The sequence below is a fragment of the Selenomonas sp. oral taxon 478 genome (assembly GCF_001189555.1).
In the GTDB taxonomy this organism is placed as follows: Bacteria; Bacillota; Negativicutes; order Selenomonadales; family Selenomonadaceae; genus Centipeda; species Centipeda felix.
Genome location: NZ_CP012071.1, coordinates 355,704 through 376,061 on the forward strand (window position 1 = coordinate 355,704; position 20,358 = coordinate 376,061).

General features: G+C 58.4%; 20 protein-coding genes. All 20 read right to left on the reverse strand.

Annotated elements, in window-relative coordinates:
- Positions 1-32: 32 nt before the first annotated feature.
- The 20 genes from groES to fliG all read right to left on the reverse strand — a co-directional run bounded on the left by groES (position 33) and on the right by fliG (position 20,357).
- Positions 33-314 (reverse strand): co-chaperone GroES, encoded by a 282-nt coding sequence (gene groES / locus ADJ74_RS01725; RefSeq protein ID WP_009753994.1) that lies wholly within the window; start codon positions 312-314, stop codon positions 33-35.
- A 255-nt stretch (positions 315-569) separates the two neighbouring features.
- On the reverse strand, positions 570-2,294 hold the full coding sequence (locus ADJ74_RS01730) for a methyl-accepting chemotaxis protein (RefSeq protein ID WP_050341443.1): 1,725 nt from the start codon (positions 2,292-2,294) through the stop codon (positions 570-572).
- A 13-nt stretch (positions 2,295-2,307) separates the two neighbouring features.
- Positions 2,308-3,228: a sugar ABC transporter substrate-binding protein gene (locus ADJ74_RS01735; RefSeq protein ID WP_050341445.1), complete on the reverse strand. Its 921-nt coding sequence runs from the start codon at positions 3,226-3,228 to the stop codon at positions 2,308-2,310.
- Between the two features lie 30 nt (positions 3,229-3,258).
- Entirely contained in the window at positions 3,259-3,759 is a 501-nt protein-coding gene (ilvN, locus tag ADJ74_RS01740; RefSeq protein WP_009753991.1) for an acetolactate synthase small subunit, read from the reverse strand.
- Position 3,760: 1 nt separating this feature from the next.
- Positions 3,761-5,443 carry a biosynthetic-type acetolactate synthase large subunit gene (gene ilvB / locus ADJ74_RS01745; protein WP_050344160.1) on the reverse strand — a complete coding sequence of 561 codons (1,683 nt, stop codon included), beginning with the start codon at positions 5,441-5,443 and terminating at the stop codon, positions 3,761-3,763.
- Between the two features lie 70 nt (positions 5,444-5,513).
- Entirely contained in the window at positions 5,514-6,161 is a 648-nt protein-coding gene (locus ADJ74_RS01750) for a ComF family protein (RefSeq protein ID WP_050341447.1), read from the reverse strand.
- A 620-nt stretch (positions 6,162-6,781) separates the two neighbouring features.
- Positions 6,782-7,834 carry an L-threonylcarbamoyladenylate synthase gene (locus tag ADJ74_RS01755; RefSeq protein ID WP_050341449.1) on the reverse strand — a complete coding sequence of 351 codons (1,053 nt, stop codon included), beginning with the start codon at positions 7,832-7,834 and terminating at the stop codon, positions 6,782-6,784.
- A 61-nt stretch (positions 7,835-7,895) separates the two neighbouring features.
- The gene (gene prmC, locus ADJ74_RS01760; protein ID WP_050341451.1) at positions 7,896-8,774 is read right to left on the reverse strand and encodes a peptide chain release factor N(5)-glutamine methyltransferase; all 879 of its coding nucleotides are present in this window, start codon (positions 8,772-8,774) and stop codon (positions 7,896-7,898) included.
- The gene (gene prfA / locus ADJ74_RS01765) at positions 8,774-9,838 is read right to left on the reverse strand and encodes a peptide chain release factor 1 (protein WP_050341453.1); all 1,065 of its coding nucleotides are present in this window, start codon (positions 9,836-9,838) and stop codon (positions 8,774-8,776) included. Before prfA ends, prmC begins: the two co-directional genes overlap by 1 nt.
- Positions 9,832-10,755, reverse strand: a complete 924-nt coding sequence (locus ADJ74_RS01770) for a DUF1385 domain-containing protein (protein WP_050341455.1) — start codon at positions 10,753-10,755, stop codon at positions 9,832-9,834. The genes prfA and ADJ74_RS01770 overlap by 7 nt, the downstream gene beginning before the upstream one ends.
- Before the next feature lie 110 nt (positions 10,756-10,865).
- On the reverse strand, positions 10,866-11,066 hold the full coding sequence (gene rpmE, locus ADJ74_RS01775; RefSeq protein ID WP_009753984.1) for a 50S ribosomal protein L31: 201 nt from the start codon (positions 11,064-11,066) through the stop codon (positions 10,866-10,868).
- 213 nt (positions 11,067-11,279) lie between these two features.
- The gene (locus ADJ74_RS01780) at positions 11,280-12,563 is read right to left on the reverse strand and encodes an NAD(P)/FAD-dependent oxidoreductase (RefSeq protein WP_050341457.1); all 1,284 of its coding nucleotides are present in this window, start codon (positions 12,561-12,563) and stop codon (positions 11,280-11,282) included.
- 152 nt (positions 12,564-12,715) lie between these two features.
- Positions 12,716-14,083 carry an MATE family efflux transporter gene (locus ADJ74_RS01785; protein WP_050341460.1) on the reverse strand — a complete coding sequence of 456 codons (1,368 nt, stop codon included), beginning with the start codon at positions 14,081-14,083 and terminating at the stop codon, positions 12,716-12,718.
- Between the two features lie 22 nt (positions 14,084-14,105).
- Complete coding sequence (locus ADJ74_RS01790; protein ID WP_050341463.1) at positions 14,106-15,278, reverse strand: N-acetylmuramoyl-L-alanine amidase; 1,173 nt, start codon at positions 15,276-15,278, stop codon at positions 14,106-14,108.
- A gap of 175 nt (positions 15,279-15,453) precedes the next feature.
- Positions 15,454-16,062 carry a MotE family protein gene (locus ADJ74_RS01795; protein ID WP_009753979.1) on the reverse strand — a complete coding sequence of 203 codons (609 nt, stop codon included), beginning with the start codon at positions 16,060-16,062 and terminating at the stop codon, positions 15,454-15,456.
- Between the two features lie 49 nt (positions 16,063-16,111).
- Complete coding sequence (locus tag ADJ74_RS01800) at positions 16,112-16,720, reverse strand: lytic transglycosylase domain-containing protein (RefSeq protein WP_009753978.1); 609 nt, start codon at positions 16,718-16,720, stop codon at positions 16,112-16,114.
- Positions 16,717-17,184, reverse strand: a complete 468-nt coding sequence (gene fliJ, locus ADJ74_RS01805; RefSeq protein WP_009753977.1) for a flagellar export protein FliJ — start codon at positions 17,182-17,184, stop codon at positions 16,717-16,719. Before fliJ ends, ADJ74_RS01800 begins: the two co-directional genes overlap by 4 nt.
- On the reverse strand, positions 17,181-18,557 hold the full coding sequence (gene fliI, locus ADJ74_RS01810) for a flagellar protein export ATPase FliI (protein ID WP_009753976.1): 1,377 nt from the start codon (positions 18,555-18,557) through the stop codon (positions 17,181-17,183). Before fliI ends, fliJ begins: the two co-directional genes overlap by 4 nt.
- The gene (locus tag ADJ74_RS01815; RefSeq protein ID WP_009753975.1) at positions 18,554-19,345 is read right to left on the reverse strand and encodes a FliH/SctL family protein; all 792 of its coding nucleotides are present in this window, start codon (positions 19,343-19,345) and stop codon (positions 18,554-18,556) included. Before ADJ74_RS01815 ends, fliI begins: the two co-directional genes overlap by 4 nt.
- On the reverse strand, positions 19,338-20,357 hold the full coding sequence (gene fliG, locus ADJ74_RS01820) for a flagellar motor switch protein FliG (RefSeq protein WP_050341465.1): 1,020 nt from the start codon (positions 20,355-20,357) through the stop codon (positions 19,338-19,340). Before fliG ends, ADJ74_RS01815 begins: the two co-directional genes overlap by 8 nt.
- Position 20,358: the final 1 nt, after the last annotated feature.

Below are 20,358 nucleotides of genomic sequence, written 5' to 3' on the forward strand. Positions count from 1 at the left end.
TGGTAGTGCCGAATTTATCAGTACTTCCCTAATTACAGGATTGCCAGAATGTCGCTCTCGCGAACAATGAGGTAGTCCTTGTCGTCAACCTTGATCTCAGAGCCCGAGTACTTCGAGAAAACGACGCTGTCGCCTTCCTTGACCTCAAGGCCTGCACGCTGTCCGTTCTCGAGGAGCTTGCCCGTACCGACCGCAACGACCTTGCCCTTCTGCGGCTTTTCCTTTGCCGTATCGGGGAGCACAATGCCGCTCGCCGTCGTGACATCGCTCTCTGCGACTTCAATGACAACACGTTCGCCCAATGGCTTAATCATGGTATCTTCCTCCTAGTTTATCCCAAATCTTTTTGTCGTGTTAGCACTCTCATTGACTGAGTGCTAACTTACGTTGTCTATAGTAAATGTTTTTAGTCAAAAAGTCAATAGGTATTTTGTAAAAAAGTCAAAAAAACAACAAAGAGCCATAAAAGGCTCTCTGCATAACATGTAAATTTTTCGTGCGAATGGGCGATGCCTCTAAGCGAACCCTAGTGGAACAAACGAGAAAAGTGTGCGGTATGCCCAGCAGCATTACTCCTTGAACGCCGCCACGAGGTTCTTGAGGCGCGCCGTCCCTTCCTTGAAGGTCTGGATCTTTGCAAGGATATTCTCGTACTCTGCCGCCATGGAGACGACTCTCTCCGCGATGCGCGTGTTGCCCTCCGCACCCTCGTGTGTCGCGTTGCGAATCCCCTCCATCGCCGCATTCATCTCGCTGACGGAGCCCAGCAGTTCCTGTGACCGCGACGTTGTCGCCTCTGCAGTTTTGCGGAAGAACTCCGCATCTGCCTTGTACTGCACTGCTGTTTTGTCCATCAGGTCATAATCGCCGCGGATGTTTTCATCAATGAAGGTGAGCAGCCTATGCGTACCGTCAGAGAGAGCCTGCACCGAGCCCGTAACCTGCCCCGTGAGGCCCTTGATCTTCTCTGCCGTTCCGCGCGACTGCTCGGCGAGCTTTCCGACCTCGCCCGCGACCACGGCAAAGCCGCGTCCCTGCTCACCTGCACGCGCTGCCTCGATGCTTGCGTTCAGAGCGAGGAGGTTCGTCTGTTCGGCGATCTCGGAGATCTCCAGCGTGAGCTGTCCGATCTGGTCGACGACCTTCGAGGACTCGATCGCCTCTGCCACAGAGTCCTTCGTCGAGCCGTAGATCTGACGCGTATTGAGACGCGACTGCTCCATCGTCGTCTGGAGATCGGCGGCACGCTGTGCAACCTCGCGCGTATACTCCTCGCTCTCGCGTGCTGCGTCCGCTGCCCCCTTGATCCCATCGTTCAGCTCCCCGCTGAGATGCTGGACACTGGATGTAGATGCTGCTGTCTCCTCCATGCCTGCGGACATCTCCTCGGTCACGGCAGACATGTCCTGCGTGTCATTGTTGAGCCCGTGCAGCATTTCCTCAAGCTCGGCAACCATCGCATCGGTCTGCTCTGCCTCCTCGTGCACCTGCTTCATAAAGCCCTGCATCTTGCCGAGTGCCTTGACCACCGTACCGATTTCATCCGCACGGTCAGAGAGTTCGCGCGGGATCTCACGCGAGAGGTCGCCGGACGCGACGGCACTCAGATGTCCGATGGAGGAAGCGAGCGGATCGGAGATGTTATCTGCAATACGGCGCGACACAAGAACACCAAACCCCACCGCAATGACGATGATGATGGCAAAGCTATAGACTGTACGGTCATAGCGCGCATTGTTCGCCTCAAAGAGCTGCTTTCCCTGGAACACGTTATCGGGTGTAAGCACCGCCATATTGCTTGAGATGACGGTGAGCGAGGCGAGATTGTCAAAGATCGCGACGCGATCCTCGGGGGTCGTCCCCATATTGTTGACCGCGCCGACCTTGTCCGCCGCGACGGTCAGATTTTTTTCCAGTTCGGCAATCGTCGCCTGTGCCCGCTCGCTCGTGTCGATCTTCTTGAGCTCCTCCATGTCGTGATGGAGCGCGTTCAGATTACCGAGCACATCGTCCACGAGAATCTTGCGGTTGTCCGCTGTGATTCCCTCCTGTAAGATGTACGGCACATTGACGCTGATTTTCCGCAGACGCGTATTGGCATCGTTCAGATACTGTGTCGACATGAGATTATGGTGATACATATCGTCAAGCGACTGCTTTGCCTGATCGTTCGAGTAGATACCGACGACGGCGACAACGAGGATGGCTGCCAAGAGGAATACGGACAGGATGAACACCTTTGTCCGCACGGCATAGTCCTTCATTGCCTCCGCAGAGATGAACGGCAGATTCATGGCACTCCCCTCCTCACTTCGCCTGCGCGAGATTGTCCGCAGTTATGGACGTAAACGGAATCGCAAGATCCCCACTCGGCGGATTCCCCTTGAGGAAGCCCTCTGCTAGTGTGAGTGCCCCCTCACCCTGCGCTTTTGCATCCTGCTTGACCGTCTGCGCCATCTCGCCCACCTCGACAGCGGCAAGTCCCGCAGGGGTGGCATCGACCGCAGAGACAAGGCATCCACTGAGGCGGTTTGCCCCCTTGAGTGCGGCAATCGCACCGAGTGCCATCTCATCATTTCCTGCAACGACACCGTTGATCTCGGGGAACATATTCATCCAGAGCATCATGGTCTTCAAGGCCTCGGCCTTGCTCCATCCGGCATCCACGAACGAGAGCAGCTGAACGTCGGAACGCTTGTCCAGACACGCTGCCTTGAACCCCTCCCAACGGCCGACGGCACTGCTCTGCGTCTCATCGCCCTGCAAATACACGATCTTCGCGTTCGGCGGCAGATGCGCTGCCATGTACTCGCCCTGCATACGCCCCGCCTCCACATCGTCGGAATAGGCGCGGAGCACCTGTCCGCCCGCAACGCTGCGGTTGACTGTGATGACGGGAATGCCCGCATCGTTTGCCTTTTCAATGGTCTTAACGATGCTGGAACCATCGGCAGCAAGCAGGATGATCGCCCCCGCGCCGCTGCCAATCGCCTCGTTCAGCTGGTCGATCTGCATATTTCCGTCGTTCTTCGCGTCGAGGAATTCGACCTCAATGCCGTCCGCCTTTGCCTTTGCGGCAAACGCGTCCTTGATCTGCGCGCAGAATCCGTCACTGTCATCGTAGTTTGCGTAGATGACCCGATCCGAACTCGCCCCCGGCAGCCCGCAGCCCGCCAGCGAAAGGCATGCAGCAGGCAGGAGCAGAAGCCCCCATGCCCTGAGATTCATGTCAAAACACTCCTTCCCTACCGAAAAAAACTACATCTGCTTGACGGGCACAGGTCCACGCGAGAGCGCAATCGCCCCCGTTCGTGCGATCTCGATGATGCCGTAGTCGGACAGCAGCTCCGAGAGGGCATCGATCTTCTTCGCGTCGCCCGTCAGCTCAATGACGACATTCTCCACGCCGACATCTACGATGCGCGCACGGAAAATGTTCACCACGTCGATGATCTCCGCACGGTTCTCCTTCGTTGCGTGCACCTTGATGAGCACAAGTTCACGCGTGATCGACTCGAACTGCGTGAGGTTGACGATCTTCACCACGTCGATGAGCTTGGAGAGCTGCGTCACGACCTGCCGCAGTTCGTTCTCCGAAGCGACCGAGACAACGATATTGATGCGCGTGACCGAGGTTTCCTCTGTATAGCCGGCAGAGATGCTCTCGATGTTGAAGGCACGGCGGCTGATGAGCCCTGCGATATGGGTCAGGACGCCCGGTTTGTTGTCGACGAGGACGGCAAGCAAATATTTGTCCATCTTATCTTCCTCCCAACACCATCTGATCGAGACGCTTTCCGCCCGGCACCATCGGCACGACATCCGCCTCCTCGGGCACGATGACGTCGATGAGGCGTGCTCCTTTTTCGCGGAGCACGCGCGGCAGAACTTCTGCGAACTCCGCCCGCGTTTCGATGCGACATCCCGCGACGCCCATCGCCGCAGCGAGCTTGACGAAGTCCGTCTTGCCCTTGAGCTCCGATGCGGAGTAATGATGATTGTAGAACAGACGCTGCCACTGACCAACCATGCCGAGGATGGAGTTATGTACGATGACAACCTTCACATCAATATCGTTGTCCGCGATGGTCGCAAACTCTTGGCAGTTCATCATGATGCTGCCGTCGCCCGTAATCAGCACAACTTCCTTGTTGGGACGCGCGAGCTTTGCCCCGATCGCCGCAGGAAGCCCGTAGCCCATCGTGCCGAGTCCGCCCGAGGTGAGGAAGCGGCGCGGCTCCGTACACGCATAGTACTGTGCTGCCCACATCTGATGCTGCCCCACATCCGTGACGCAGATGGTATCGGGGCCGACGATTTCGCGCACGCGGTGCAGGAGTTCCTCGGGGCGGATCGACTCACACTCCTTCCATCCGAGCGGATGCTTTTCCTCCATGGTGCGGACACTCGCCTGCCACGCCGGCATACGGGATGCCACATCTGCCGCCGCAGGACGCAGGGCATCGAGGAAGGCGGGCAGACTCTCGCGCAGCTCTCCGAGGACAGGGATGTCGGCGCGTACGTTCTTGTTGAACTCGGCGGGGTCAATGTCAAAGTGGACAATGCGTGCCTTCGGGGCAAACTCTGCCGCTGCGCCCGTCACGCGGTCGCTGAAGCGCGTGCCGACGGCGAGCAGCAGATCACAGTCCTGGATCGCCATATTGGAGGCATAGGTGCCATGCATCCCCGCCATCCCCGTATAGCCCGGCGTATCGGCGGGAACGCCGCCGAGCCCCATCAATGTCGAGACGGCAGGCATCCCCGTCAGCGTGAGGAGCTCCCGCACGTACGCAGATGTATCCGAGAGGATGACGCCGCCGCCGACAAAGAGCAGTGGCCGCTCCGCCGTACGGAGGGCGTCCGCTGCAGCGCATACGGCATCGACATCCAGAGAGACACTGCCGCTGTATCCGCGCAGTGCAGCGGCAGCAGGAGGGGCAAAGTCGATCTTCGCATCAAATACGTCCTTTGCCACGTCGATGACGACGACACCGGGACGCCCCGTCCGTGCAATGAAAAAGGCCTCCTTGACCACGCGCGGCAGATCGTGCACGTCCTTGACGAGGTAGTTGTGTTTCGTGATCGGTGTCGTAACGCCGACAATGTCCGCCTCCTGAAAGGAGTCCTTGCCGATGTAGGGATTGGCGACCTGCCCGGTGATGCAGACCATCGGAACAGAGTCCATATTCGCCGTTGCAATCCCTGTCACGAGGTTCGTCGCGCCCGGTCCAGAGGTCGCAAAGACCACGCCAACCTTGCCCGAGGCGCGCGCGTAGCCGTCTGCCGCATGTGCAGCACCCTGCTCATGGCGCGTAAGAATATGCGGAAATTTCATCTTATATACTTCATCGTACAGCGTGAGGACGGCGCCGCCGGGATAGCCAAAAACGACCTCCACACCCTCCTGCCTAAGGCTCTCCAAGAGAGCCCGCGCTCCATTCATCACCAAAGTAACTCCCCCTTTATCATAGAGTGAATTATAGAGCATTTCTGTCCATTTGACAAGGAAGGACTCAGCGATGTTCCCCCGCGAGTGCAATTGCATAGACACGCCGTGCTCCACCGTGCCGCAGAACGCGTGCACACTCCGTCAGCGTTGCCCCCGTCGTCATGATATCATCCACGAGCAGGAGATCTTTCCCCTGCACATCTGCGCCATCCACGAGAGCGAACGCGCCGCGCAGTTCCTGTCGCCGCTCCGTACGCGTCATCTCATAGAGTGGCATCGTCTCACGCGTGCGGACAAGAATAGGTTCAAAAGGGATGCCATACGACGCAAACCACGGAGCAAAGATCTCCTCTGTCTGGTTAAAGCCGCGCTCTTTCTGCCGCTGCATTGCAAGAGGGACGGGAATGGCGAGAAGGGACGGCGGCAGCTCCTCCAGTACCTCCTCCCCCGCAGCGAGAATCGTACGCAGATCGTCAAGCACTGCCATCTTTCGGCGATATTTCAGCGCGCGCAAAAGATCACGGATGCCGTCACGATAGTGCGCTAGGACCCAGACGCCCGTCAGATCTTCCGCCATCGCGCCCATCTCCATCATGCGGCGCATGCCGATGAGCTGCCGCGCACACGCCGGGCAGAATCCCTGCCGCTCTACACAGGCGTGACAGGATGGACAGCGCGGCGGGAAGAGGAAATCGAGAAGTGCAGAAAGCAATTGCATCCCCTCCATCACAAAGAGCCCACTGAGCAATTCTATCTACATGAATTATACATCAATTCAGACCTTTCCGCATTGTTTTCCTTGTAAAAATCTATTGCATTTCCAGTCTATTTATGATATGATAAATTCAGAAAAGAGATATATCTCCTTGGTCATAAATGCTGGAAAGGAGAATGTCTATTGACACAAATTCTTCGGCAGGGCGGTATCGTCTCCTGAGCAGTATGCATCTTTGAAGAAGAACTGAGCCTGCATCGGCAGGTGCTCCGTTGGCATCATCTCATGAGAACCGTCTAGGTCCGGTCGTCCGCGGGTAGTGTGAGCAGACGACAATCGTGTTACTGTACGATTCATTTTTCGAAAACCACGCGCGCAACTTGGATGATACAGAGATCTCCAAAACGGTTTCAGCTGAACGTACAATATGCGGCTGTGCAGACACACGCGGTGATCTGTGCGGCAAAAAGCAAACACAACTGAATAAGGACGTGGAAACACATTTATGATTGCCAAATGACCGGCAGCTTGCTCGAAACAGAGCGGCTGTCGGTTCTTTCGTTTCTCTGCCGCCAACGCTGTGATGGCGACACTTTCTTTATTCAGCGGCTTCCCGTTCAAACATAGATGATGTTGCCCCCGCTTGCCTTGCGCAGACGGTTCATGATCGCAATCCCGAGTCCGACTGAACCTGTCCCCTCCGCCAGAAGCGAGGTGGCATCCGTATCGTCAAAATGGCGCAGTGCATCATAGAGGCAGGCGGCAAGCGTACTCTGATTGCCACGCGCGCCGCAGTAGTAGGTATACGCCGCGGGCAGGAGTCCACTGAGGGCCATGATGGTATCGTTGCTCGCGATCAGCGCAGGCCGCTCGCCTGCCGCCATACGGCTCTCGATCTCTATCTGCAGTGCCCTGACGACATCCGTCCCCGCCCCTGCAAAGACCGTGAGCGGCACGCGCGGCGCGTAGTGTGTGTACTTCATGCCGGGGGCACGCGGCGCGGTATCCGCCGAAACGAGGGCCGCATCCATGCGGACGGTGAGATGCGGCAGCTCGGCGGAGATCATCTCAGGGGTCACCGCACCGGGGCGGAGGATGGTGATGCAGCCCTCCTCCGTGCAGTCGACGATGGTGGACTCTACCCCCCAAGAACAGCTGCCGCCATCGAGGATGAGCGGAATCCGCCCCATCATATCTGCCGCCGTCATCGCTGCCGTCGTCGGGCTCGGACGCCCCGAGATGTTCGCCGAGGGTGCAGCAATCGGCACCCCCGCCGCGCGGATGAGTCGACGTGCCACATCATGCGCAGGACAACGCACGCCGACCGTTGCCAGCCCGCCCGTGACCAGCGATGGAATATGTGCGGCTTTCGGCACGATGACGGTGATGGGGCCCGGCGCGAATGCCGTAAGCAAATGTGCTGCGGCGGGCGGCACATCCTCTGCCGCCTCGTGCAGCATGGAGAGATCGGCGATATGGAGGATGAGCGGATTATCGGAGGGACGTCCCTTCGCCTCGTAGATCCGCGCACACGCCGCCGCATCGAGCCCATTGGCGCCGAGTCCATAGACCGTCTCCGTGGGGAATGCGACCAGCTGTCCGTCGCGGATCAACGCTGCGGCACGCGCAAAATCCTCCGTGGATGTGGGGCGAAGAATCTCCGTCTTCACGTTTTCCCTCCTTCAACAGATCATATACTGCCTACCGGCGAATCCTCCGCTATCGACAGAATCAAATGGTCTCTCCAACGACCACGCGCTCAATCCCCGCCAGATCGCGGAGTGTCTTTGTCCGCACGATGCGCGGATGCGCCGCCATGAGTGCCGCAACGTCCGTTGCCTCATGTACGCCCACCTCAACGGCGAGGACGCCGCCCTCCGTCAGGAGGTCAGGCGCATCCCGCAGGAGGCGACGATAGACGGCGAGCCCGTCTGCTCCACCGTCAAGTGCGAGATGCGGCTCATACGCCTGCACATCCTCCATCAGGGTTTTTACATCAGCAGATGGGATATACGGCGGATTGGACAGGATCATAGCATAGCTGCGTCCGAGGAGCGACGCCGTGAGGTCACCCGTCAGTACCTCGATGCGCTCCGTCAGTCCCAGCGTTGCCGCGTTCTCTGCGGCAACTGCCGCGGCAGCGGGAGAGATGTCCACGGCATCTGCGCGCGTCCCCTCCGTATGGTGCAGGACGGAGAGCGCGATTGCCCCCGTCCCCGTGCCGATATCGGCAAAGCGCAGCTCCCCCGCCCCTGCCTCTGCTCGTGCACGCAGGGTATCCACGGCGAACTGCGCCAGAATCTCCGTATCGGGACGCGGGATGAGCGTATCGCGCGTGACGCGGAAGGCCAGCCCCATGAACTCGCGTCTGCCGAGTATGTAGGCAATCGGCACGTGCGCCCCGCGCTCCTTCACATAGCTGCGAAACGTTGCCAGTTCCGCAGGCTCGAGAGGCTCGTCAAAATGCACATAGAGATACATGCGATCCCGACCGAGCACGGCAGCGAGCAGCACCTCGGCATCGAGGCGCGATGTCTCTATGCCGCGCGTGCGGAAAAAATCCGTTGTCCACGTCAGCAGTTCCTGTATTGTCCATACACGCTGCGCCATCAGTTCACCTGTTTCAGACGTTCTGCCTGATCGGCCGTAATCAGCCCCGCCAGCAGCTCATCCAGCTCGCCGTCCATCACTGCATCAATTTTATAGAGCGTCAGTCCGATACGGTGATCGGTCACGCGTCCCTGCGGGAAATTGTAGGTGCGGATGCGTTCGCTGCGGTCGCCCGAGCCCACCTGGCTGCGGCGGTCGGCCGCAACGGCATCTGCCTGCTCCTGCTGTGCACGGTCGTAGAGACGCGCCCGCAGTACCTTCATCGCCTTCTCGCGATTTTTCAGCTGGGATTTCTCGTCCTGACACTGAACGACGATACCCGTCGGGATATGCGTGATGCGGATCGCCGTCTCCGTACGGTTGACATACTGCCCGCCCGCACCCGACGCACAGTAGGTGTCGATGCGCAGATCGTTCGGATCGATGGTCACCTCGACCTCCTCTGCCTCGGGCAGGACGGCGACGGTCACCGCCGAGGTGTGGATGCGCCCGCCGGACTCCGTGACAGGAATGCGCTGGACGCGATGCGTCCCGCTCTCATACTTGAGTTTGCTGTATGCGCCGGCACCGCTGACGAGAAAGGTAATCTCCTTGAATCCGCCGATCTCCGTCGGATTGCTGCTGAGCACCTCGGTACGCCATCCCTGTCGCTCGGCATAGCGTGCATACATGCGAAAGAGGCTCGCGGCAAAGAGCGCCGCCTCCTCGCCGCCCACGCCGCCGCGAATCTCGACGATGACATTCTTATCGTCGTTCGGGTCGCGCGGCAGGAGGAGAATCGGCAGCTCGGCGGCGAGACGATCGCGCTCTGCCTCCGCCTCTGCGATCTCCTCCGTGAGCATCGCCTTCATCTCGGCATCGGCCTCGGCGAGCATCTCCTTATCCTCATCAATGGTGGCCAGCGCCCGTCGGTAGAATTGGTACGCCTCGACGATCGGCGTGAGCGCCGCGTGCTCGCGTGTGTAACGCTGCCACACCGCCATATCCGCCATCACGGACGGATCGCTCAGCAGTGTCTCAAGCTCACGGTATTTATCTTCTACTGCAGCAAGTTTGCTTAGCACGTTGTCTCCTTATGCTCATTCCGATAATTTCCGCTGCCCGCGGGGATATCCTCTGCCGGCAGCACAGCCTTCAGCGACTCGATCGCCACCTCGACCATCTCATCGGCGGGCGGGCGCGTCGTCAGGTACTGCAGCCACAGTCCAGGCGTGATGAGAATGTGCACGAGGTGATTCTCACTGCGTCCCGCAAAGCGGATGATCTCATAGGAGACACCCGCTACGACAGGCAGAATCGCAAGGCGGCTCAGGATGCGCAGCCAGAGATCGGGCCAGCCGAAGAATACGTGAAAGACGATGGCGACCACCATGACGATGAGCAGGAAATTCGTTCCGCAGCGCGGATGCAGACGCGGAAATTTCTGCACGTTCTCCACGGTCAGTGCCTCTCCTGCCTCGTAGCAGTGGATCGTCTTGTGCTCCGCACCGTGGTATTGGAACACGCGGCGAATGCCGCCCATAAAGGAAATCCCCCAGATATAGAGGAGGAACACCAGAAGGCGGATACCTCCCTCAATGAGGTTGAACACGATGGGGTCATCCGTATATGCTGCCGCGAGGTGTGCCGCTCCGGTCGGGATAACGATAAAGAGGATGCTCGCAAGGACGAGGGCAAAGAGGATTGTCATCGCGATTTCCTTCTTCGTCATCTGCTCGTTCTCCTCACCCGCCGCCTGTGCTGAAAAGGAGAGTGCACGCATTCCGATGATGAGCGACTCCACCATGATGACCGAGCCGCGCACGAGCGGCAGGTTGAGGATGGGATAACGGTCGCGGATAGAGGAAACGGTACGCGTCTCGACATCGATGTCACCGCTTGGCAGGCGCACGGCGGTCGCTGTCTTTGATGCATTGCGCATCATTACCCCCTCAATGACCGCCTGACCCCCGACGGCAAGATCTGTCATTTTCTTTGGCATAGTTTTCCTTTGTCACATAAAAAAGACCATTGCACGATCTCTCGTACAATGGCCTCTTCCTAGTTTTCGTGCGGTGAAGAGGCAAGGTGCAGTGCACCTCACCGCCGTCACTATTTCTTTGCATAGCGCTTCTGGAACTTCTCGATGCGTCCGCCCGCCTGAACGTCACGCTGACGCCCCGTGAAGAACGGATGGCACTTCGAGCAGACATCGATACGCAGATCCTTCTTCGTCGAACCGGTCGTGAACGTATTGCCGCAGCCACACGTCACCGTCGCCTCGAAGTACTCGGGATGAATGCCTTCTTTCATGTTAATACACCTCGTTTCTTTTGCCGGATACAAGCACCCTTATGTGCGCTTGGTTGAACTCGACTGTCTCGCCGAGAACGGGTGAAGGAAGCACAAACCCATACGAAGCCCATTTGAGCGGCTTTACGGATCCGTGATTTCTTACGTATGGAAACAAACGCCCTGCGTTCATTACCGCGCAAGTATAGCATAAAATATTAATATGCGCAAGTCCTACTCCAGCTTGCTGTGAATGATGCGGGCAAGACGCGTGCCGAAAAAGAAGTTCCAGATCCACTTGATAGAAACGGTAAAGTCTGCATATTTTCCAGCAAGTCGGATGAGATGGACAAGCATCCACGCAAACCACGCAAAGAAGCCGCTTGCCTTGAGATTGAATCCAAGTACGGGCATTGGTCCGTTCATGACCGCCTCGCCCCTGCCGATGGTCGCCATCGCGCCAAGGTCATGGTAGACAAACTTGCCGAGCTGGTCGGGCATCTTCCCACTGATGAGTGCCATGATGTTCGCCTTGACCTGCATTGCCTCCTGCGTCGCCACGGGGGCGACTGTCGGGAGCGGACGCTCTGTTCCGTGCTGGAAGTTCGCGCAGTCGCCGATCGCGAAGACACAGTCGCTGCCCTTTACGAGAAGGTTCTCCTCGACAATGATGCGCCCCGCGCGGTCAACCTCGCCGCCGCAGTCCTTGATAAAGTCCTGCGCACGCACGCCTGCCGCCCAGATCACTGTCTTCGTTGAAATGATCTCTCCATCCTTGAGGACGAGATCGTTGCCGTCATACGCCGTCACCGCTGTGTTGAGACGTACATCAACGCCCTTCTTGCGCAGGACGTCGATGGTGTGCTGCTGCAGATCGGGCGGCACCATCGGCAGGACGGAGCCCATCGCTTCAAGCAGCGTAACGTGCACCTCGGAGAAGTCGATGTTATGGAACTCTTTCTTGAATACACCGATGAGCTCCATGATGGCGCCTGCCATCTCGATGCCCGTCGCTCCGCCGCCGACAATGACAAAGTTGAGGTGGCGAAGGCGCTCTTCCGTATGAGAGGGATCGGTCTTCTTCGAGGCACGCTCGAACTCATGCACAATGTGTCCGCGCAGGGCAATCGCCTCCTGCAGCGTTTTCATGCCGTAGGAGTTGCGCGCAACACTCTCATTCCCGAAGAAGTTCGTCGTGCCGCCCGCCGCAAGAACGAGATAATCGTAAGAGATCTCGCCGTGATCCGTCAGCAGGACGCGCCGTCCCTGATCCACGCCCGTCGCTTTTGCCATAAAGAAATTAACATTGTTGTTGTTCCGGAAAAACGCACGCGTCGGATAGGCAATCTCAGATGCAGAGAGCACCGCCGTACTCACCTGATAGAGCAGCGGCTGAAACAGATGGTAGTTGTGACGGTCAACGAGCGTAATGCGCACGTTCTCCTTTGCCAACTCCTTGGCAAGGTGCACTCCGCCAAACCCCGCACCAACGATGACAACATGCTTCTGATCTGCCATGACAAATCCCCTTCTCATAAAGTGAAAAAAATCACACAGCTATGTCACATCAATCCTACGAAGAGATTATATACCGAATCCCCCGTTCCATTGGCATTATCATACCATATTTCAGGGTAAATTCAATAGGATTTTTTCACAGAGCACAGCCTTTATGACTGCTCGGCCTGCATCGTTCTGCGCATCCGCTGCTCGATGATGCGCAGGCGGATCATGAGGAGCACCGCGCCGACGACGATCCCGCCGATCAGCCCCGCCCAGTAGCCATACGGACCGAGATTGGTATACAGCGCGAGCAGATACCCACTCGGCAGTCCGATCCCCCAGAAGGACAGAATGGCGAGCCAGAACGTCACCGTCACGTCCTTGTACCCGCGCAGCGCCCCCTGCAGCGGCGCATTGACACAGTCGCTGAACTGCATGAGGAGCGCGTAGAGAAGAAACACCTGCAGCAGCTCCTGTACGGCGGGATCCGTCGTGTAGAGCGCGGCGACCGTATCGCGCATGGCTGCGAGGACGAGTGCAACGACACCGACGAAGAGCAGCGTGAGTACGCGGCTGAGGCGGATGTAGGCGCGCGCACCGCTCTCGCGGCCGCCGCCGATCTCATAGCCGACGAGAATCGTAATCGCCATGGAGACGGAGAGCGGCAGCATATAGACGATGGTGGTGAAATTCATCGCCGCCTGATGCGCCGCAAGCACCGTCGTCCCGTACGCCGCCATCAAAAGGCCGACCGCGCCAAAGATGCTCTGCTCACAAAATACCGTCAGCCCGATGGGGACGCAGATGGCAAGCAGTGCTTGCCATGTTCCGAGTGCAGGGCGCGGCAGATGCGAAAAGACGCGATAGCGGCGGAACTGCGCCATACGCAGCGTGACGACGATGTTGAGGATGAGATTGACACAGTAGCTGAGCGCCGCCCCCAGTCCTGCACCTGCTCCGCCGAAGGCAGGGACGCCGCACGCGCCGTACATGAAGATGTAATTGAGTACGATGTTGAGCGGCACGGTCGTCATGGTGATGAGCATGGTTAATCGCGTCCGCCCATGCGCATCGATGAGGTTGCGCAGGACGCTCGCCACGGCAATGGGGATGACCCCCCAACCAATGTAGGAGAGATAGCGCAGGGTGATCCCCTCCACCACGGGCTCGAGCGCGAGTGCGTGCACGAGATGAGGAACGGTGAGTGCACCGATTGCATAGAGCAGTACAGCAAGGAGCGTCGCCCAGCAGAAACTCTGCTGAACGACGCTCCGAATCTCACGCGTGTGCCCTGCCCCGTAGTGCTGTGCAATGATAGGAGTGAGTCCCGAAATCAGTCCGATGAATGCACCGAATACGGGGAAGAAGATGCTCGCGCCGACGGCAACACCCGCGAGATCCTCCTTGCTGATGTGTCCCGCCATGACCGTATTGAAGAATCCCGGTGCCATGAGGGAAATCTGCGTGATCAGTATGGGAAAGAGCACGATAAAGAACTGCCGTGCACGTGCCGGATAGCCGTGAACCTCCTTCAAGGTCTCCCTCCCCTCTCGTCAATCATCCAAAATAGTCTGCAATCCCGTCCGCAATGCCGCGCGCGATATTTTTGACGCCCTCCTCACTGTTCATCATACGCTCCTCATCTGCGTTCGAGATGAAGGAGATCTCCACGAGTGTGGCGGGCATATCCGTATGCTTCACGACGTAGAAATTGCAGGTCTGCGTGCCGCGGTCGAGTGTCCCGATGGCGTCAATGAGCGCCAGACGCACGCAGTCGGCAAGGCGTTTGGATTTCTCCGATGCCTTTGCATAGTAGTACGCTGTCGTCCCCTTGACCTCGCGATTGGTAAACGCATCAGCATGAATCGAAAGGAAGATATCCGCATTCGCGCGATTTGCGATCTCGCAGCGCGCCTCCAGTTCCTCGACTGCCGTGGCATTTGCCCCCTTGTCAGAGACCTCCGTATCCGTCGTACGTGTGAGCACAACCGTCGCACCCTCTGCCTCGAGGAGGCGCTTCAACTCACGGCTGACACGCATCGTCACATTCTTCTCCATGATGCCCGTCGGCCCGATTGCGCCCGAGTCGCTGCCCCCGTGCCCGGGGTCAATGGCAATCTTCTTTCCCTTGAGGCCGATGATGTCGGAGATATCATGGCCGACATCGTCGCCTGTATGGTCGCCATCCCGTTGATCTGAGGGAGGCGTCGTCTTGGGCGGAGCAGGCTTTACAGGTTTTGTTGGCTGCTGCGCTGGGGCAGGCTTTGCCGGTGGTGCCTTCGGCCCCGCCGTGACCTTCGGCGTACGGCCAAAGTCTAGGACGATGCGCGGCTTTCCACCATCGAGGGAGAACACCTTCCAGCCGTCCTTCCCGACGGTCGTATCCACCACGATGCGCACCGTTTTCTCATCGAACTGTGCGGCGCGGACCCCCGAAACGAGGGGCGAATTCACCGAAACGTTTTTCTTTGCCTCTGGCATGATCCACGCATTTTGAACGTCCAGTACAACGCGTGTCGGGTTCGCTAGGACAAACTGCCGATAGGTGACGGAATGATCAGAGTCCACCACGATGCGGACATTCCCCTCGGTGCGTCCAATGCGGATGCCCGTGATCTTCGCCATATCCTTTGTCCGGTCGCTGAACGCGGCATCTGCTGTCCCTGCGGGAAGGAGGACGCCGAGCATCCCGATGAGAAGTGCGGCGGCCAGTAAAAATATGCGGCGCAAGCGTATACCCCCTAACGGAAGTTTGACCATGCCCACGGACAGACTTCCAAAAAGCCTGCGAAGAGCTTGGGCAGCACCGCTCGATTCAGCGATTCCTTCCAGCAGCTTCACAGGCTCTCCCATTGACCCTCTGCGGCAGTGTCGATTCACTCAGCACTGCATCTTCATCAGTGTATTATTGTTCTGGCGGTGCGCTCTGCGCTTCTCCGGGGACAGCACTTTCCTCTGCCTCACCCGGCACAGGAGCATTGCGACGTGTCGTCGCACGGCGCGGTGCGCCCTCATACATGATCTGTGTGATCTGCGCCGCACGGTCAGGCTCGAACTCCGTCAGCACCTTCGCCGCATTTCCTTCGTCCATACGCTGGAGAATGGCAATGCAGAGATTGATGTCGAGCGACTCCATGACCTTGGCAGCATCCGCCGGTTTCATATCGTTGTAGAGGCGTGCGAGCTTCGTGATTCGCTTCTTCTCTGCCGTCTCGCGTTCCTTCTGCTGCTTTTCGATTTCCTCTTTGGTGATCTTGACGCTCTCCGGTACCTTCTTTTGCTTCGTTGCCGTGCTCGTCGTCGAAGACGATGCGGACGAGGACTGCGAACTCTCTTCCTCGCTCTCCGCCGGCGGCACAAAGTACTCACCGACCACAGGCAGCTCATGGAGTTTATACTCCTCGTTGAGCTCCTTCGTATCAAAGAGACGGAGATAGACGCCGAGAGCAAATCCGCCTACAATCAGCACGAGGATTAAGATCAGCACCAATAGGATCTTCAGTTTTTTCCGCATGGATTTCCTGCCCTCTTTCTCTTCCCCTTATCCTGCCCATCTCATCCGATTAGCGGTATATATCGAGAACGCGATTCACGTAATCCTGCGTCTCCGCATAGGGAGGTACGCCGCCGTATGCCTTTACCGCATTGGGTCCTGCGTTGTAGGCAGCAACCGCCTTTTTCACATCGCCGCCGAAGGTGTTCATCAGCTCGCTCAGATACTTCGCGCCGCCCTCAACATTGCCCTCCGCACTGTACGGGTCAACCCCAAGCCCGGCGGCAGTCTCCGGCATGAGCTGCATGACGCCGACCGCGCCCGCAGGAGAGACGGCATCCTGATGTCCGCCCGACTCGACCTCGGCGACGGCCGAAACGAGTTTTGGGTCGACGTGGTACTTCTGTGCCGCCTGATGAATCATCTGCGTGAGGTCGGGATTGGCCAGGTCCGCCTTTCCTGCCTTCTCCGCGTGCGTCGGTGATGCAACGGGCTTTGTCCCGTCAACACGCTGCGCAGCCTGTGCTTTGGACGCCGCCGCAGCCGTGTTCTTATCGATCTCCTGCTGGAGTTTTGAAGCGAAATCCAACCCCGGGAGATTCTGCTGTTTGAGGTTGAATTCTCCCTCGATCTCGGCGATGCGCGCCTGAATCTGCTGAATGCCCGAAAGATCTATCATACGGCTTCCTCCCATTCCCTATTGCGCATGGTCAGCTGCAGGCCGATCTCATCAAGCATCTTCTGCTCTTCCCGCAGTGCCTCCGCCTTGTACTCGGCAAGGCGTTTTTCCCTTAGTTTCTCAATGCTCTTGAGCGCGCTCATCTGCTCCATCAATACTTTCAGTGCTTTCTGGCGCACGGCGTTCGCCCGCAGGATCACCTGTTGCTGATCTTCGATCTGCTGCCGTTTCCATCCAAAGAATTGGTTAAAACTCATGAGCCGACCGATCTTGATGTGCGTGCCCTCCTTGGAGATCTTCTCGTAGTCACGCTGTCCCTGTGCCATCTCCTCGAGCAGCTGCCGCTGATAGGCACGTTCCTCCTCCAGAGCTCGCACGGCTTTGGCAAAGGCGACCTCCGCCTCTTCCTTCTTCATGCGCGTCACCTTGAGCAAGGTCTCGAGCTGAAAGCGAAATTTTTTCATGATGCCGCCTCATTTGCGGACGTTTCTTTCCCTGTCAGACCGATGAGCTGCTGCTCCGTCTCCGCGTAGGAAGTCACCTCGTAGATGCCCTGACAGAGGAAGTCGTTGATGCCGTCGATCTTCTGGATTGCGGCGTCGATCTTCGGGCTGGAGCCCTTGACGTACGCACCGATGTGGATGAGATCCTCCGCTTCCTGATAGACGGCCATGAGTTGACGCATTTCCTGCGCCGCCTCGAGATGATTCTTCGCAACGACCTCATACATGACACGACTGACGCTGCTGAGTACGTCGATGGCAGGAAAATGGTTCTGCGCGGCGATCCGCCGCGAGAGCACGATATGCCCGTCTAGGATCGAACGCACCGCATCAGCGATCGGCTCATTCATATCGTCGCCGTCAACCAGCACGGTATAGATGCCCGTAATGGATCCCTTTTCGCTCGTGCCCGCGCGCTCTAGGAGACGCGGCAGCATGGCGAAAACCGATGGGGTATAGCCGCGTGTCGCAGGCGGCTCGCCGATGGTGAGCCCGACCTCACGCTGCGCCATCGCAAAACGTGTTACGGAGTCCATCATGAGCACTACCTTGCGCCCCTGATCGCGGAAGTACTCCGCAATCGCCGTTCCCGTCATAGCTCCCTTGATGCGGACAAGTGCCGGCTGGTCAGAGGTGGCAACCACGACAACGGAGCGTTTCAGCCCCTCCTCGCCGAGATCGCGCTCGATGAAATCGCGCACCTCACGTCCGCGCTCTCCGACGAGCGTGATGACACTGATGTCCGCCTCTGTATTGCGTGCAATCATGGAGAGCAGCGTGGACTTGCCAACGCCGGAGCCCGCCATGATGCCGATGCGCTGTCCGTCCCCCATCGTGATGAGCCCGTCGATCGCGCGCACACCGACGTAGAGGTTGTCATGGATGCGCGGCCGCGTCAACGGAGGCGGCGGCGGCGCCTGCAGGGGATACTCCTCCTTGGCGAGGATGGGGCCCTTGCCGTCGATTGGATTGCCGAGTCCGTCAAGCACACGGCCGAGCAGCTCCATACCAACCTTCACGCGGAGCTGGCGCCCCGTTGCGACAACCTCGCAGCCAGGGCCGATGCCCTGCATCTCGCCGACCGGCATGAGGAGAACGCTCCCCTCGCGAAATCCGACGACCTCCGCCGGCACGGGCGGCATCCCTGCAAAGTGAGAGCTCACATAGCAGAGCTCACCGACCGTCACCGTCGGCCCCTGCGACTCGATGACCAACCCGATGATCTGCGTCACCTTACCCGTCAGCTTCATCGGTGAAGCAGCGCGGAGTGCATCCTGGAACTTATGGATATTTATGGAAAATGGGGGATTGCCCCCCGTCTCACTTGTATTCATAGCATAACTTCCCGCACCGCCTTCTTCAGCTGTTCAATCTGTGTCTGCAGGCGTGCATCGACACTGCCGTTAGGCGTCTCCACAAGGCAGTCGCCCGGCTTCAGGCTCTCATCGGATGTAATCGAGAGACTGCTGTCCCCCGCTGTCACAATGCCACGCAGTTCATCGCGTGCCATCAGCACAAAGTCATAGCTGTCCGGTGGAACGTGGACGACAATCTCTTTCTGATCCTTGACGCGCTCGATGGCATCGCGCACAATGGGCAGAACCATCTGCGGCACATCGATGAAATGCTGCGGAAGAACGCGCTCCACGGCAGTCATCGCAATAGATACGATGACCTCCTCCGCCTGCATGAGGTAGTCACGCATCGCGTCGTGTGCATCGCGCAGGGTCTTCTCCGCCTTCGCGTTGGTCTGGCGGATGAAATCCTCCATCTCCTCGCGTACGGCGGCCTCGCCCGCCTCTCTGCCAGCAGCAAAGCCTTCGTCGTGCCCCGCTTGACGCGCCTCCTCACGATCCTTTTCGATCTGCTCTTTCGCCTCGCTGAGAAGCTTCTCCCGCTCCTGTTCGATTTCACCGCGGCGTACGGCGATCTCCATGTCCAGCTCTTTACTGCGGACATCAATTGCGTGTTCACGCTCCTCGATGCGCGAGAGCAGGAACTGGACGGTCTCCTCGCTGACACCATCCTCCATGCCATCTGCGGACGGCGGAACGGAGGGGGCGGGGACGTCGATGAGATGCGGGTTCTCCTCCCAGATGGCGGCCTTGATAACTCTAGACAATCATCTCGTCTCCCTTGCCGCGCGAAATCACAATCTCGCCCTTGTCCTCGAGTACGCGAATGACGGCGACAACCTTCTGCTGTGCCTCCTCCACGTCGCGAATCTTGACCGGGCCCATGAACTCGATCTCCTCGCGCAGCATATCTGCCGCACGCGTCGACATATTCTTGTAGACTTTCTCTGCAACTTCCTGCGGCGTTGCCTTGAGCGCGAGGGAGAGATCCTTGGTCTCGACCTGACGCAGGACAAGCTGCAGGGAGCGGTCGTCGATCTGGACGATGTCCTCGAACACGAACATGAGCTTTTTGATCTCTTCGGCAAGCTCGGGGCTGTCGACCTCGAGGGTTTCGACAATCGCCTTCTCCGTCGTACGGTCGACGCGGTTGAGCACCTCGACAATCGCCTTGATGCCACCTGCCGATGTAAAGTCCTGTGTTACCATGGACGACAGCTTCCGTTCCAGCACACGCTCGACCTCGCGGATGGAGTCCGGCGAGGTGCGATCCATGGTCGCGATACGCTTCGTGACCTCGACCTGAGACTCCGGAGGCAATGCTCCGAGAACAACTGCTGCCTGATCTGGCTCCAGATACGCCATGATAAGGGCGATGGTCTGGGGATGCTCGTTCTGGATAAAGTTGATAAGCTGTGCTGGGTCGGTCTTGCGCAGGAAGTCGAACGGACGCACCTGCAGACTCGTCGTGAGACGGTTGATGATCTCGAGCGCCTTGTCCGGACCGAGGGCCTTTTCCAGGACGTTCTGTGCATACTGCAAACCACCCGAGGAGATGTAGTCCTGTGCCATGCACATGGAATAAAACTCCGAGATGACCTCCGCCTTGAGAGCGGACGAGACCTGCTTCTGGTTGGCGATCTCAAGCGTCAGCTGCTCGATCTCGTCGTCATCCATGTGCTGAAACAGCTTTGCGGAGTACTCAGGACCAATGGCGATAAAGAGGATCGCCGCCTTCTGCTGGTTGGTCAGATCACCGCTGCCATATAGATCCGGCATG